The 14480-nt window shown below is 67.1% G+C and carries 17 protein-coding genes; 10 read left to right on the top strand and 7 right to left on the bottom strand.

Translation table 11 applies throughout. From position 1 onward, the window contains the following. The first annotated feature begins 3 nt into the window (after window positions 1-3). The 5 genes from AC1RCS_RS08245 to adk all read left to right on the top strand — a co-directional run bounded on the left by AC1RCS_RS08245 (window position 4) and on the right by adk (window position 3472). The gene (locus tag AC1RCS_RS08245; protein WP_218294890.1) at window positions 4-438 is read left to right on the top strand and encodes an ExbD/TolR family protein; all 435 of its coding nucleotides are present in this window, start codon (window positions 4-6) and stop codon (window positions 436-438) included. Window positions 439-444: 6 nt separating this feature from the next. Further along, entirely contained in the window at window positions 445-1491 is a 1047-nt protein-coding gene (lpxK, locus tag AC1RCS_RS08240; protein ID WP_492245990.1) for a tetraacyldisaccharide 4'-kinase, read from the top strand. Between the two features lie 80 nt (window positions 1492-1571). Continuing rightward, window positions 1572-1754: a Trm112 family protein gene (locus AC1RCS_RS08235; RefSeq protein ID WP_056062396.1), complete on the top strand. Its 183-nt coding sequence runs from the start codon at window positions 1572-1574 to the stop codon at window positions 1752-1754. Then, window positions 1751-2578 (top strand): 3-deoxy-manno-octulosonate cytidylyltransferase, encoded by an 828-nt coding sequence (gene kdsB, locus AC1RCS_RS08230; protein ID WP_492245991.1) that lies wholly within the window; start codon window positions 1751-1753, stop codon window positions 2576-2578. The genes AC1RCS_RS08235 and kdsB overlap by 4 nt, the downstream gene beginning before the upstream one ends. A gap of 237 nt (window positions 2579-2815) precedes the next feature. Further along, window positions 2816-3472, top strand: a complete 657-nt coding sequence (adk, locus tag AC1RCS_RS08225; RefSeq protein WP_218338501.1) for an adenylate kinase — start codon at window positions 2816-2818, stop codon at window positions 3470-3472. 151 nt (window positions 3473-3623) lie between these two features. Here adk and AC1RCS_RS08220 read toward each other — a convergent pair whose 3' ends face one another. The 3 genes from AC1RCS_RS08220 to AC1RCS_RS08210 are packed head-to-tail and all read right to left on the bottom strand — an operon-like array spanning window position 3624 to window position 5509. Further along, the gene (locus AC1RCS_RS08220) at window positions 3624-4094 is read right to left on the bottom strand and encodes a DUF6152 family protein (protein ID WP_218294887.1); all 471 of its coding nucleotides are present in this window, start codon (window positions 4092-4094) and stop codon (window positions 3624-3626) included. Window positions 4095-4113: 19 nt separating this feature from the next. After that, complete coding sequence (locus AC1RCS_RS08215) at window positions 4114-4533, bottom strand: hypothetical protein (protein WP_218295306.1); 420 nt, start codon at window positions 4531-4533, stop codon at window positions 4114-4116. Window positions 4534-4552: 19 nt separating this feature from the next. Continuing rightward, on the bottom strand, window positions 4553-5509 hold the full coding sequence (locus AC1RCS_RS08210) for an asparaginase (protein WP_492245992.1): 957 nt from the start codon (window positions 5507-5509) through the stop codon (window positions 4553-4555). A gap of 83 nt (window positions 5510-5592) precedes the next feature. Between AC1RCS_RS08210 and lexA the strand changes: the two genes are divergently transcribed. The 3 genes from lexA (at window position 5593) to AC1RCS_RS08195 (ending at window position 8192) form a co-directional block, all read left to right on the top strand. Beyond that, the gene (lexA, locus tag AC1RCS_RS08205) at window positions 5593-6267 is read left to right on the top strand and encodes a transcriptional repressor LexA (RefSeq protein WP_218294885.1); all 675 of its coding nucleotides are present in this window, start codon (window positions 5593-5595) and stop codon (window positions 6265-6267) included. Between the two features lie 156 nt (window positions 6268-6423). Beyond that, entirely contained in the window at window positions 6424-6921 is a 498-nt protein-coding gene (locus AC1RCS_RS08200; RefSeq protein ID WP_492245993.1) for a hypothetical protein, read from the top strand. 263 nt (window positions 6922-7184) lie between these two features. After that, window positions 7185-8192 carry a D-2-hydroxyacid dehydrogenase family protein gene (locus AC1RCS_RS08195; RefSeq protein WP_218294883.1) on the top strand — a complete coding sequence of 336 codons (1008 nt, stop codon included), beginning with the start codon at window positions 7185-7187 and terminating at the stop codon, window positions 8190-8192. Window positions 8193-8325: 133 nt separating this feature from the next. Here AC1RCS_RS08195 and AC1RCS_RS08190 read toward each other — a convergent pair whose 3' ends face one another. The 4 genes from AC1RCS_RS08190 to AC1RCS_RS08175 form a co-directional block, all read right to left on the bottom strand. Beyond that, entirely contained in the window at window positions 8326-9453 is a 1128-nt protein-coding gene (locus AC1RCS_RS08190; RefSeq protein ID WP_218294882.1) for a branched-chain amino acid ABC transporter substrate-binding protein, read from the bottom strand. Window positions 9454-9583: 130 nt separating this feature from the next. After that, window positions 9584-10156: a hypothetical protein gene (locus tag AC1RCS_RS08185; protein ID WP_492245994.1), complete on the bottom strand. Its 573-nt coding sequence runs from the start codon at window positions 10154-10156 to the stop codon at window positions 9584-9586. Beyond that, window positions 10156-10590, bottom strand: coding sequence for a DNA polymerase III subunit chi (locus AC1RCS_RS08180; protein ID WP_492245995.1), 435 nt, complete (start codon window positions 10588-10590; stop codon window positions 10156-10158). The genes AC1RCS_RS08185 and AC1RCS_RS08180 overlap by 1 nt, the downstream gene beginning before the upstream one ends. Before the next feature lie 7 nt (window positions 10591-10597). Next, window positions 10598-12127: a leucyl aminopeptidase gene (locus AC1RCS_RS08175; protein ID WP_369642536.1), complete on the bottom strand. Its 1530-nt coding sequence runs from the start codon at window positions 12125-12127 to the stop codon at window positions 10598-10600. Window positions 12128-12200: 73 nt separating this feature from the next. Between AC1RCS_RS08175 and lptF the strand changes: the two genes are divergently transcribed. Then, the gene (gene lptF, locus AC1RCS_RS08170; RefSeq protein ID WP_218294878.1) at window positions 12201-13304 is read left to right on the top strand and encodes an LPS export ABC transporter permease LptF; all 1104 of its coding nucleotides are present in this window, start codon (window positions 12201-12203) and stop codon (window positions 13302-13304) included. Continuing rightward, complete coding sequence (gene lptG / locus AC1RCS_RS08165; RefSeq protein ID WP_492245996.1) at window positions 13301-14407, top strand: LPS export ABC transporter permease LptG; 1107 nt, start codon at window positions 13301-13303, stop codon at window positions 14405-14407. The genes lptF and lptG overlap by 4 nt, the downstream gene beginning before the upstream one ends. The last annotated feature ends 73 nt before the right edge of the window (window positions 14408-14480 follow it).

Here is a 14480-nt window from a genome sequence, read left to right as displayed (position 1 = left end):
GACATGAATTTTCGCCCCCGCGCCAAGGAAGAGCCGGAGATCAACCTGATCCCGTTCATCGACGTGCTGCTGGTGATCCTCATCTTCCTGATGCTGACCACCACCTACAGCAAGTTCACGGAGCTGCAGCTCACCCTGCCGGTGGCCGACGCCGAGCAGCAGCGCGACCACCCCAAGGAAGTGATCGTCTCGGTGGCCGCCGACGGCCGCTATGCCGTCAACAAGAACGGCGTGGACGGAAAGAGCGTGGACGCCATCGCGCAGGCCCTGCGCGGCGCCGCCACCGCCGGGCGCGACAGTGTCGTGATCATCAGCGCCGACGCCATGTCGCCGCACCAGTCCGTGGTCTCGGTGATGGAGGCGGCGCGCCGCGTGGGCCTCACGCAGATCACGTTTGCCACGCAGTCGTCGGCCGCGGCGCGCAGCACCGGCCGCTGACACGGCATGGCTGGCCCCGGGCCGCAGCCGCCCCCCCGGTCCGCGGCGCGCGGCGGCGCCCCTTCCCCGGCCTCCGGGCTGCAGAAGATCTGGCAGGCACGCGGCCCGGCCGCCTGGGCGCTGTGGCCCGTCTCCCTGCTGTACCGGGCGCTGGTGGCCCTGCGCCGGGGGCTTTACCGCGCTGGCGTGCTCAAGGCCGAACACCCGGGCCGTCCCGTCGTCGTGGTGGGCAATGTGATCGCCGGAGGCGCCGGAAAGACGCCCGTGGTCATCGCCGTGGTGAAACACCTGCAGGCTCGCGGCCTGCGCCCCGGGGTGATCTCGCGCGGCTATGGCCGCAGCACCACCGATTGCCGGGCGGTGGCGCCCGACAGCCCCGCCCGCGAGGTGGGCGATGAGCCCGCGCTGATCGCGCGCAGCTGCGGGGTGCCGGTTTTCGTCGCGCCGCGCCGCATCGCCGCGGCCCGCGCCCTGCTGGCGGCGCACCCGCACACCGACGTGATCGTCTGCGACGACGGGCTGCAGCACCTGGCCCTGGCGCGCGATGTGGAGGTTTGCATCTTCAACGACCAGGGCGTCGGCAACGGCTTCCTCCTGCCTGCGGGCCCGCTGCGCGAGCCCTGGCCGCGGCCGGTGGACCTGGTGCTCCATGCGGGTGGCGTGCCGCCCCGGGGAGACTTCGAGGCCTATGCGCTGCAACGGCGCCTGGCCCCCTGGGCCGTGCGCTCGGACGGCACCCGCGTGCCCTTATCCAGCCTGCGGGGGCAGCCTTTGCACGCGGTGGCGGCCGTCGCACGCCCCGGGGACTTCTTTGCGATGCTGCAGGCCCAGGCGTTGCAACTGGCGCACGCGCAGGCCCTGCCGGATCACTATGATTTTGATAGCTGGAACCGCTCACCAGATAACCACTACACGCTGATCTGCACTGAAAAAGATGCCGTCAAGCTGTGGCCCCGCCACCCGGACGCACTGGCCGTGCCCCTGCAACTGCACATGGATCCAGCCTTTTTCGCGGCCCTGGATGCGCGCCTGCCGGCACCGGGTGGTCTTTAGCGCGCACCGGCGGTCCCGCGGGGCTGGCCGCCGCTATCATCGCTGCCTGCCCGAACGAACCTCCCGGAAGCACCGCCACCATGGATCCCAAACTGCTTGAACTGCTGGTCTGCCCTGTCACCAAAGGCCCGCTGACCTACGACCGCGAGGCGCAGGAACTTGTCTCCCGCAGCGCGCGGCTGGCCTACCCGGTGCGCGACGGCATCCCGGTGCTGCTCGAAAACGAAGCCCGCACGCTCACCGACGAGGAACTGGAGCAGTGAGCGCTGTGCCCGCCCCCGGCGCCGTGGCACCGGACAGCCGCTTCACGGTGCTGATCCCGGCCCGCATGGCATCGAGCCGGCTGCCCGACAAACCCCTGGCCGATATCGCCGGCCTGCCCATGGTGGTGCGGGTCGCCCGCCGCGCGGCCCAGAGCGCCGCCACCCGGGTCGTGGTGGCCGCCGACGACAGCCGCATCCTGCAGGCCTGCGCGGCCCACGGCGTGGAGGCGATCCTGACCCGCGCCGACCATGCCAGCGGCAGCGACCGGCTGGCAGAGGCCTGCGTCCAGCTGGGGCTGGATGGCGCCGACATCGTCGTCAACGTGCAGGGGGATGAACCCCTGATGGACCCCGGCCTCATCCATGCCGTGGCGCAACTGCTGCCGGCCCGCCCCGAGGCCAGCATGGGCACGGCCGCGCACGCCATTGCGTCGCAAGCCGACTACGCCAACCCCAACGTGGTGAAGGTGGTGCTGGACGCGCGGGGCCTGGCGCACTACTTCAGCCGGGCGCCCATCCCCTTCGCCCGCGACCATGCCGCAACGCCCTGGTGGCAAGGCGCCGCCCAGGCGGCCGCACCCGGCGTCGCCGCCCTGGCGGGGTTCGCGCCTTTGCGGCATGTGGGCATCTACAGCTATCGTGCCGGCTTCCTGCGGGAATTTCCGGCGCTGGCGCCAGCCCCCACCGAAGCCGTGGAAGCGCTGGAGCAGCTGCGCGCGCTGTGGCACGGCCACCGCATCGCGGTGCACCTGGCCAGCACCGCCCCGGGGCCTGGCGTGGACACCCCCGAGGATCTGGAGCGGGTCCGCAGCCTTTTCCGCTGACGGACGGCCCGGCGGCCCCGTGGCGCGGGGACCTGCCCGCACCACCGTGCAGGGCACTATCCGCACCGCGACACCCTGGCCGCCGCGCGGTACGGCGTGTAAGTCAGCGCAAGGTGGTCGCATGCTATCCTCGCCCGCAACGAGAGCACCGCATCCCGGGCGCACAGAACGGCTTCAGGCGCCCTTCGAACGTCCCCGCCAGCGGCGCCAACCGATTTCTAACCTTCGAGGACTTCCATGAGACTGATTCTGTTGGGCGCGCCTGGCGCCGGAAAGGGCACGCAAGCCACGTTCATCTGCCAGAAATACGGCATCCCGCAAATCTCCACCGGCGACATGCTGCGGGCGGCGGTGAAGGCGGGCACGCCCTTGGGCCTGCAGGCCAAGGCCGTGATGGATTCGGGTGCCCTGGTCAGCGACGACATCATCATCGGTCTCGTGAAGGAACGCATCACGCAGGCGGACTGCGCCAACGGCTTCCTGTTCGACGGCTTTCCCCGCACCATTCCCCAGGCCGACGCCATGAAGGCGGCGGGCGTCAAGCTCGACTACGTGCTCGAAATCGATGTGCCTTTTGACGCCATCATCGAACGCATGAGCGGCCGCCGCTCGCACCCTGCCAGCGGCCGCACCTACCACGTCAAGTTCAACCCCCCCAAGGTGGAAGGCAAGGACGACCTGACGGGCGAGGAACTGATCCAGCGCGAAGACGACAAGGAAGAAACCGTCAAGAAGCGCCTGCAGGTCTACAGCGACCAGACGCGCCCCCTGGTGGACTACTACAGCAGCTGGGCCCAGGCCGAGCCCGACGCCGCCCCCAAGTACCGCGCCATCAGCGGCACGGGCAGCGTGGAAGAAATCACCGCGCGCGCGCTCCAGGCGCTGGCCAGCTGAGCGCGAGGGTCACGCCCCAGGACCAGCGACGCCATGGGGCACCAGGGCGTCGCTTTTCTTTTGGGAGGTGCCGGTGGCCCCGTCAGGCGCGCCGTGGCACCAGCGGGCCAGACCCTCATGGCCCCGGCCTTGCCACCCATCCTGGTTTTGTTCAGGCCGGACTGGAGCGCAGGCCGTAGGCCTTGCCGTCCACGAAAAGGTATTCCGCGCGCAGCACCGCATCGCCCTTCTCATCGCGCAGGGTGAAGCCCACCACCGACAGGTCCGTGCCGGGCTTGATCTCCTGCACCTGCCAGGCCTGCATGCGTGTCAGGGGCGCCAGCTCGATCTCCCAGCGGCGGTCCTTGCGGGTGGGCAGCACCGCCTTGGCCAGCAAGGCCTTGCCGTCCACGGGCGAGGCCTGGGCGGGCACCGCGCGCTGCGCCAGGTCCGCGGGAAGCCGCAGCTGCGCGGGAAGCTCCAGCTCCAGCTCGGCATGGGGGTTTTGCCAGCGCACCTTGCGCACCGTGCCTTCCAGATAGATGGGGCGCTCGGCATCAAAACTGCTCCAGCCATGGTGGGCGCGCGCCCAGAGCGGAACCATCGCAGTGGCCAGGAGCAGGCGGCGGCGTTGCAGACTCATCGGTTCTCTCCTTGTCAGGTCACAGATAGGCGATCCAGCGGCCACAGACCACCACGGCCAGCCAGATCAGCGTGGACGCCAGCATCTGCACCCGGGCCAGGGCGTCCAGGCGCGCCAGCGATCCACGCCCATGGAACCACGCGGCGTTGCAGCCCGCAAGCATTAACAGCAGCATCTTCAAGGTGAATGCGCGGCTGGCGAGCAGCTCGGAAGGCTGGGTGGCGAACATCAGCAGGCCCGATGCCGCCGCCAGGCCAAAGCCGCACAATGCCAGCGACAGGCTGAGCCGCGCAAGGTCCTTGACGGGCAGCGCCGCCCCCCGGCCAAACACGCGCAACTCCAGCAGCACCAGGTTGCCCAACAGCAGGGCAATGCCAACGATGTGCACCACTTCCAGCGCCGGGTAGGCCCAGGCGTGTGTCTTGAGGGCTGCAAACAACACCGGACAGCCTTCGCGCTCAGCGCATCAGGTCCAGCATCAGCGAGATCCGGGCCTTCAGGGGCGGCAGCCCGCCGGAATCAGGCAGCAGGTCACCAGGCTTGGGCAGCACCCGCCCCTCGGCGCAGCGCGTGGACCGGGCCACCCGCACGCCCACCTCCTGCGCGCGCAGCAATGCGGCTTCCAGAAGGTGGTGGATGGTGCCGTTGCCGGTGCATGCCACCACCAGCCCCTGGACGCCGTCACGCACCAGCGCATCCACCATGGCGCCCGTGGCGCCCGCGTGGCTCATGATCACCTCCACGCGGGGCCAGGCCGCTGCATTTGCTATATTTTGCAGAGCACCCCACGCATGCTTGGCGGGCGGTATCGGCCAATCCTGCGCAAGGCGAATGGCGCCCTCCTCCACCCACCCCAAAGGCCCGGCCTCGCCCGAACTGAGCGCATGGACACGGTACGGATGCACCTTCTGGACCTGCTGTGCGCCGTGGACCTCGCCAGCGGCCACTGCGAGCACGCCGCGGGCACCCGCAGCCACCGCGACCGCCACGGCATCCAGGAGATTTTGCGGCCCGTCGGGCGTGAGCGCCGTGGCCGGGCGCATGGCACAGGTCAGCACCACGGGTTTCAGCCGGGTATCCAGCACCTGGTTCAGGAACCAGGCCGTCTCCTCCAGCGTATCGGTGCCGTGGGTGATGACCACCCCGCGCACGGAGGCGTCCTGGAGGTGGTGGGCGCAGCGCAGCGCCAGGGCCTGCCACACCCCGCCATCCATGTCCTTGCTGTCGATCTGAGCCACCTGCTCCGCCACGAGCATGCCACCGGCCGCCTCCTGCAATCCGGGGACCGCTACCAGCAGCTGCTCCACCCCGACCTGCGCGGCGGTGTACCCGATGTTGTCGCCCGCCTGTGCCGACGTGCCGGCAATGGTTCCTCCAGTGCCCAAAACCACAATTTTTTGCCCACTCACTTGCATACTCCGAAAAACTGGTGAAAAATACAGTTACTGGATTAAAAAACAGTTGTCCGTCACTGTAGCCGCCTCCACCGGAAACCACCATGCTCGACAACCCGAAACTCACGGCCCGCCAGCAACAGATCCTGGACCTCATCCAGACCGCCATTGCACGCACAGGGGCGCCTCCCACCCGCGCCGAAATCGCGGCTGAACTGGGCTTCAAGTCGGCCAATGCGGCAGAAGAACATCTGCAGGCCCTCGCACGCAAGGGCGTGATCGAACTGGTGAGCGGCACATCGCGGGGCATCCGGTTGCGCAGCGACACGCTGCGCTCCATCAATGCAGCGCGCGGCAGCCAGTTCCACCTGCCCATTCCCGGGCTCTCCCAGCTGGTCCTGCCCCTGGTGGGGCGTGTGGCGGCGGGTTCGCCCATTCTCGCGCAGGAACACGTCGACCAGACCTACAGCGTGGAAAACAGCCTGTTCCAGCACAAGCCCGACTACCTGCTCAAGGTGCGTGGCATGTCCATGCGCGATGCCGGCATCATGGATGGCGACCTGCTGGCCGTGCAGTCCACCCGCGAGGCGCGCAACGGCCAGATCATCGTGGCCCGCCTGGGAGACGACGTGACGGTCAAGCGCCTGCGGCGCACCGCCACGGCCATCGAGCTGCTGCCTGAAAACCCGGACTACCCGGTCATCGTGGTACAGCCTGGCGAACCTTTCGAAATCGAAGGTCTCGCGGTAGGCCTCATTCGCAACACCATGCTGATGTAGCCGGTCCCGGCTGCTGGTCCATTCACTACCGCATTGCAGGTGGCGGGCGTTTGGTGTGCCGGGCAAACCGGCACGCCAGCCCTGCGGTGCGGGTTCAATTTGCAATCCTGCCTATGTCCAACCCCCGACCTTCGGAGTTTTCACATGGGAATTGCCTTGACCACCTTTTCCGCCTTCTCCGTGCCGCTGCGCTCGCTGACGCGCTGGTTTCACTCGACCGCCGCGCTCGCGATGCCGTCTGCGGCAGGTTCGCCCCCACCCCGTTCCCACCACGATGGCACGGACCGCAGCGACGGCCGGGGCACGGCCGGCTCCAGGAGCATCCACCGCCCGCAGGGTCTCCCTGGCCCACGTCCGCTGCGCGGCAACTGGCCCTTCACGGTCAACACGCCCCAGACGCCCCCCGCCGAAGGCCCCGGGCGGCAGGCCGCCACCCGCAGAGCACCGCCCGCGATGCCGGTACCGCCCGCAGGAAGCCGCAGCGCCTGCGCAGCACCGCGGCCCACCGATGGATCGGGCCGCCGGACCGCCAAGGTCTTGCGCAGGATCTCAGCCCCCGGCACAGGCCGGCTGGTGATCGCCGGCAGGATGGCCGACGTGTGCGCGGAACTGGACCGCATGGTGGCCTGCGAGGGAGCCCTTCAGGCCTCTTGAGACCAAGATACTTCCTTCATCACGGGCCAACGGCGCCAACGGCACGGTCCTCGTTGGCGTGTGGCGTTCCTTCTCGAAAGAGATGGATCTGCGGGCGTGAGAAAAACGGCCGGGGAGCGATGGCACGGCCCCGCCCCGTCCTGCCATGGGCGGCAGCGTTTTGCGGGATGCGCCAACACTCCGTCACCAAAAGCCTCGTACTTTGATGCCCCAGGACGGCGGCCCGGTGAATGCCGGTTGCGCCACCAAGGCACAATATCGGGATGAACATTGTGATCCTCGACGACTACCAGGACGCAGTCCGCAAGCTGCACTGCGCATCCCGGCTCGACGCGTACACCGCCAAGGTCTACACCAACACCGTCAAAGGACTTGGGCAGCTTTCTGTCCGCTTGAAGGATGCCGACATCATCGTTCTGGTGCGGGAGCGCACACAGATCACGCGCCAACTGGTGGAAAAGCTTCCCCGCCTCAAACTGATCGCGCAAACCGGCAAGATCGGCAGTCACATCGACGTGACGGCGTGCACGGAGCGGGGCATTGCCGTGGCCGAGGGCATAGGGTCCCCGGTGGCCCCGGCCGAACTGACCTGGGCCCTCGTGATGGCAGCCATGCGCAGGCTGCCGCAGTACATCGCCAACCTCAAGCACGGCGCCTGGCAGCAGTCCGGGCTGAAGACCGCATCCATGCCCGCCAACTTCGGCCTTGGCAACGTGCTGCGCGGCAAAACGCTGGGCATCTGGGGATATGGCCGCATCGGACAGCTCGTGGCTGGCTACGGACGCGCTTTCGGCATGAACGTGCGCATCTGGGGCCGCGAAGCGTCCCGCGCCCAGGCCTTGACGGACGGCTACCAGGCCGCGACCACGCGCGAGGAGTTCTTCTCGCAGTGTGACGTGATCTCGCTGCACCTGCGCCTCAACGATGAAACGCGCGGCATCGTCTCGCTGGAAGACCTGTCTTGCATGAAGCCCACCTCCCTTCTCGTCAACACATCGCGGGCCGAATTGATCGAGCCCGACGCGCTGATCGCAGCGTTGAACCGGGGCCGTCCCGGCATGGCGGCGGTCGATGTGTTCGAGAGCGAACCCATCCTTCAGGGCCACGCCTTGCTGCGGCTGGAGAATTGCATCTGCACGCCCCACATTGGCTATGTCGAGCAGGACAGCTATGAGCTGTACTTTGGCGCGGCATTCGACAACGTGGTGAATTTCATCAAGGGCACGCCCACCAATATCGTGAATCCAGGCTCGCTTCAGGTAAGACGCTAGCCAGCAGGGCAACAACCGGGCCGCTTGCGCCATCGACGGCGCGGGTGCCCAATAAAAAAGGCTTCCCGAGGGAAGCCTTTTTTTGAGCCCTGCAGGGCACAGGGGCCCTGCAGCGCGGTACCGCGCTGACTAATTACAGCGGGGTCTTCTTGCCGTCCTTGTAGACGTACAGGGTGATGGCGGGGTTCTTCATTTCGCCGTTGGGTTCGAAGGCGATGGTGGAGGTCACACCCTTGAAGCTGGCCTTGGCCAGTTCGTTCACGTACACCTTGGGGTCCACGGAGTTGGCACGCTTCATGGCGTCCACCAGCAGGAACGTGGCGTCATAGGTGTAGGGGCTGTACACCTGGAACTGGTTGGGGTACTTGGCGTCGTACTTGGCCTTCCAGGCCGTGCCGCCAGGCATCTTGGCCAGCGAAGAACCGCCTTCGGCACAGATCACGTTACCCAGGGTCTTGGCACCGGCGGCCAGCTTGGCGATTTCCGACGTGCAGACGCCATCACCACCAAAGTACTTCACGTTGCCCATGCCCAGCTGTTCCATCTGGCGCAGCATGGGGCCGGCTTGTGGGTCCATGCCGCCGTAGAACACGGCATCAGGGTTCTTGGACTTGATGGCGGTCAGGATGGCCATGAAGTCGGTGGCCTTGTCGGTCGTGAACTGCTCGTCCACCACCTTCATGCCCTTGGCCGTGGCCGTCTTCTTGAACACGTCTGCCACGCCTTGGCCGTAAGCGGTACGGTCGTCGATGATGGCAACGGTCTTGAGCTTGAGCGTGTCGACCGCGTAGAAAGCCAAGCCAGCGCCCAGGGCGTTGTCGTTGGCGATGATGCGGAAGGTGGTCTTGTAGCCTGGCTTGGTCAGGTTGGGGTTGGTCGCAGCGCCCGTCACCATCGGAATGCCGCAGTCGTTGTAGACCTTGGATGCTGGGATGGTGGTACCGGAGTTGAGGTGACCGACAACGCCTGCGACCTTGGAGTCGCACAGCTTTTGTGCAGCGGCCGTGCCCTGCTTTGGATCGGCTGCATCGTCTTCGGCCTGCAGTTCGAACTTGATCTTCTTGCCGCCGATGGTGACGCCTTGAGCGTTCAGCTCTTCAATGGCCATGCGGGCGCCATTTTCGTTGTCCTTGCCGTAGTGGGCTTGGGCACCGGAAACCGGAGCCACGTGGCCGATCTTGACCACCTGCTCTTGTGCAGAGGCCACACCAGCAGCAGCCGCGATAGCAGCAACCACGGTCAGTTTCAACTTCAATTGCATATCAATCTCCAGTAAAGATAAACGCTGAGAATATTCTTGTGTCTCAACGCAGGCGAACATATCGCAATTTACGGGCCAGATCATTAGGGAACACGATTAAAAGCGAGAGAAACCACAGGGGAATACCCTGTCATCCCTTTGGCACCGAGGACGTCCCGCTGGCCAGCTCATCCGCCACCGCCTCGTACACAGCGTGCCGGACCACCGATTCAATTTCTTCGCGCAGCCGTGGCAGCACCGATCGTGTCTGCTCCTGCACCACCGTGGCGATCGCTTCGCGCAAACGTTGATCCAGCACAACGTCCACGCGCTGCATGACCCTGTGCACCATGTATTCCTCCATGCCCTCCGGCAATGGTCGGGTCAGCGCAACCGGACTCACGGCCCCCACGGACACGGGCGGCGCCACGGTGCCCGCTGCCGGAGCATTGCGGGCCGGCGCGGGCACGATGCCCGGCGGAGCGGCGGGCCTTGGCGGGGCCACGGCGGGCCGATGGGCGCCATGCACGAAGGAACCCGGTGGCTGCGCCGCCTGGTGCACGGCGTTCGCCGCCGGCCGCGCCTCGGGCAGCATGGAGGGATGCATGACCGTGGTGCGCGATGGTGCAGCGGCCGCGGCCTGCGATGGAGCGGAATCCGGCGCCCGCACCACTTCGGTGAGGGTGGGGACAAAGCGCGGAGGCGTCTTGGGGGGCAGCGCCATCAGCCGGCTTTCAGCACCAGGTCGTGGCGGGTGATCTCATACCCGCGCGAGGCATAGTGGCGCCAGCGCGACCTCGCCTCGCCGCGATCGGCCTCATCCTGCGCGCTCACCACCTCGACCAGGCGATCAAACCGGCCAAACCCTTCCGGCACTTCGGCGTGCAGGTTCAACAGCACCTCGTGGTGCGCGGCGGAACGCGCGTCGGCCGTCAGCAGCACGGGCGATGCATGGACCAGTTCTTCGTCGGCACCGCCCAGGCAATGGGCCACAAAATCCAGCGGCGCCAGCACCCAGAGCATGCGGTCCAGCACCGCCAGCGTCTCGGCCGGTGCTGCAATCACCAGCCGTGCACCGCTGCGCTGCACCTTGCGCGCAAAGCGGCATGCATAGGCCAGCTTGTCCGGCGCATTGAAGTGAAACGCGACCTCGGTCATGGCGAGATCAGCCGAGCTTGGCGCGCGGCGCCTTCACCGTCGCCGGCCTGGGGGAGGCCGCACGCGCGGCCGAAGAGGCCTTGGAGGCGGGCTTGGTGTTGGCCGCCTGCCCCAGAAGGTAATGCACCAGCAGCCCGACCGGCCGCCCCGTGGCCCCCTTGGCGGCCCCACCCTTCCAGGCCGTCCCCGCGATATCCAGATGGGCCCAGGGCAGGTCACCCACATATTTCTGCAGGAACTTGGCCGCGGTGATGGAACCGCCCGCGCGGCCCGCCACGTTCCCCATGTCCGCGAAATTGCTTTTGAGGCCATCCGCGTAATCGTCGTCCAGCGGCATGCGCCAGCAGGGGTCCTGCGCGGACTCCCCGGCCTCCTGCAGCGCGGCTGCGAGGGAATCGTTGTTGGCAAACAGCCCGCTGCGCACGCCACCCAGCGCAATCACGCACGCGCCGGTCAACGTGGCGATGTCCACCACGGCGGCGGGCTTGAAGCGGGACGCATAAGTGAGCGCATCACAGAGCACCAGCCGGCCTTCGGCGTCGGTGTTGAGGATCTCGATGGTCTGGCCGCTCATGCTCGTGACCACGTCGCCGGGCTTGACAGCACGGCCGTCGGGCATGTTCTCGCAGGCGGGGATCAGCCCCACCACGTTGATGGCGGGTTGCAGCTCGCCCAGCGCGCGGAACGTTCCCAGCACGCTGGCGGCGCCGCACATGTCGAACTTCATCTCGTCCATCTCCGGCGCGGGCTTGATCGAGATGCCCCCCGTGTCGAACGTGATGCCCTTGCCCACCAGCACGACAGGCGCCTGGTCCTTGGCCGCGCCGCTGTAGCGCAGCTCGATGAACCGCAAAGGCTCCTCGGACCCCCTCGCCACGGCGAGGAAGGCGCCCATTCCCAGGCGGGCCACCTCGGCCGGGCCATGGACCTTGCACTGGATGCGGGGCAGCTTGGCCAGTGTCTTGGCCGCATCGGCGAGCAGGCTGGGCGTGGCGTGGTTGGCGGGGCGGTTGCCCCATTCCCGCGCGAACTCGACCCCGGCGACCAGTGCCACGCCGGCATCGAAATCCTCGCGCACCTCGGGGACGCTGTGCACGCCCACCACGCAGCGGTTCAGGCTGCGCGCCTCCACCTTTGTCTTGGTGGTCGTATAGACGTAGCTCGCTTCGGCCACGGCCTGCACGGCGGCACTGACGGCCGCTGGCTGCGCAGCACCCGCAAAACAGAGCGCCACCCGCTTGGTCTGCGGCGCCTTGATGGCCGATCCCACCGCCTGCAGGGCCTGGCGCGTGGCGCGGGCCGCGCCGTCGCCCTGCCCGACCAGAACCACCCGGCGGGCGGCAACGGCAGGCACCTGGTACAGCTGCAGGTGCTTGCCTGCCTTGGTGGACAGATCTCCGTTCTTGAGCGCCAGCGCCGCCAGGGCAGACAGCGCATCCTTGCCGGGCTTGAAGCCCTCGGGAAGCAGGACGACCAGCAGGTCGCATTTTTCCGAAGCTGCCGCAGCAAGGTCAAGGGTCTTGAGATCAAAGTTCATAATCGGTGTTTTCCTTTTGAGCGTGCTATGCACTTTGACATGCACGCAAAAGTGCATAGCGCGCTCCTAGCCAATGTTATTCGATTCATCCATCCGCAAGGAGCTGGCGCGCAGCTTCGGCGCGACCCTCGTGGTGCTGGTGACCGTGGTCATGACCATGATGCTCATCCGCACCCTGGGCCAGGCATCGCGGGGCAGCGTGAGCCCTTCCGATGTCATGCTGGTCATGGGGTTCACGGTGCTGGGCCAGTTGCCCACCATCCTGAGCCTGAGCCTCTTCATCGCCGTGGTCGGGACGCTGTCGCGCATGTACCGAGACAGTGAAATGGTCATCTGGTTCGCCAGCGGCCGCGGCCTGGTCAGCCTGCTGCGGCCCTTGCTGCGTTTTGCCTGGCCGGTGATGGTCATCATCGCCGTGCTGTCGCTGCTGGTCTGGCCCTGGGCCAATTCCCAGATCCAGGAACTCAAGACGCGCTATGAACAGCGCAGCGACATCGACCGCATCGCACCCGGCGAGTTCCAGGAATCCTCCAATGGCAGCCGGGTGTTCTTCATCGACAAGGACAGCCCGGACACCCAGGCCGGCAACAACATCTTCATCGCCGCCACCGACGGTGCCCGCGAATCCGTCACCTCCGCGCGCAGCGCCCGGCTGGAGACACGGGGCGGCGAGCGCATGGCCGTGCTGAGCGAGGGCCAGCGGCTGGAGACCTCACGCGACAAACCCGGCGTGAAAATCAGCGAGTTCGTCGAATACGGCACCCGCATTGGCTCCGCGCCCGCGGGCTCGGCCGAAGAGCTCTCCGTCAAGACCCGCGCCACGCACGAGCTGCTCATGCAGCCCCTGCCCGCCTACAGGGCCGAGCTGGGCTGGCGCCTGGGGCTGGCGCTGGCGGCGCTCAACTTCGTGGTGCTGGGGCTGGCCGTGGCCAGCGTCAACCCGCGCGCCGCGCGCAGCACCAGCCTGGTGTTCGCGCTCTTTGCCTTCATCGTGTACTACAACCTCATGACGCTGGGGCAAAGCTGGGTGGGCGCAGGCCGGCTCGGCCTGGTGAGCTTCATGGTGCTGCTGCACGGCGGCATGCTGCTCATGTCGCTGCTGGTACTGGCCGCGCGCCACAACCACTGGACGCTGCGGCGGCTTTGGCAGCCCACGCCGCCAGGGAGCCCCGCATGAAAACCATCCGCCGCCTGATCCACCGCGAAGCCCTGTTCGCGGTCGCTTTCGTCACCGCCGGGTTTCTGGCGCTGTTCTTCTTCTTTGACCTGGTGGACGAACTGCGCTGGGTGGGCCGCACCGGCGCCGAGGGTTACCAGCTCTCGCACGCGTTCCTGTTCGTGGTGCTGAGCATTCCCAGCCACCTGTACGAGCTGCTGCCCATCACGGTGCTCATCGGCACCATCTTCGTGATGGCGCGACTCGCCCAAAGCTCCGAGTTCACCATCATGCGCACGAGCGGCATGGGCCCCTGGCGTGCCTTGCGCACGCTGGTGGCACTGGGCGGCTTCTTCGTGCTTCTGACCTTCGCCGTGGGCGACTACATCGCGCCGCTGACCGACCGCGCCGCCCAGCTGGTCAAGGTGCGGTACCTCGGGCGCCTGACCACGGGCGCCACCGGCGCCTGGCTCAAGGAGCGCCAGGACGACCACTCCTATGCGGTGAACGTGCGCGCGCTCACGACCAACGGCGGCATGCTGGACGTGCGCATCTTCGAGTTCGATGCCAAGGGCCGGCTGGCATCGCAGACACGGGCGGCGGCGGGCCAGTTTGGGCCGGATGGCGCGTGGAATCTGGAGAAGGTGCAGCGCAGCCGCTTCGAGCAGCGCAGCGGCGACGAAGCGCGCGTGGAGCACCTGGATGCCCCCACCCTGCAATGGTCCACCCGCATCAGCGCCGACATGGTGGCCGCCTCGCTGCTCAAACCCGACCGCATGGCCACCATCGACCTGTTCCAGTACATCCGCCACCTCGACGCCAACGGCCAGTCCGCCCAGCGCTACGAGATCGAGTTCTGGCGCAAGGTGTTCTATCCCCTCAGCTGCCTGGTGATGGTGGTGCTGGCCCTGCCTTTTGCCTACCTGCACTTCCGCTCGGGCGGCATCGCGGGCTATGTGTTTGGCGGCGTCATGGCCGGCATCAGCTTCTTCCTGCTGAACAACGTGTTTGGCTATGCGGGCAACCTGCAGAACTGGTCGCCGTGGCTCACTGCGGCCGCGCCCGGGCTGATCTACTCCGTGCTTTCGCTCGCGGCTTTTGGATGGCTGGTGCTCCGGCGCTAGCTGTGATGTCTCAATAGGTTGTTCATCCGTCTCGGATTTGGGAAGCTGTGGTTACCAGGCCAAGCCACTCAAG

The sequence above is a fragment of the Acidovorax sp. GW823-FHT01C06 genome, from assembly GCF_058798375.1.
The sequence above is the reverse complement of the archived record's forward strand: the minus strand, read 5'-3'. Positions and strand labels throughout refer to the sequence as shown.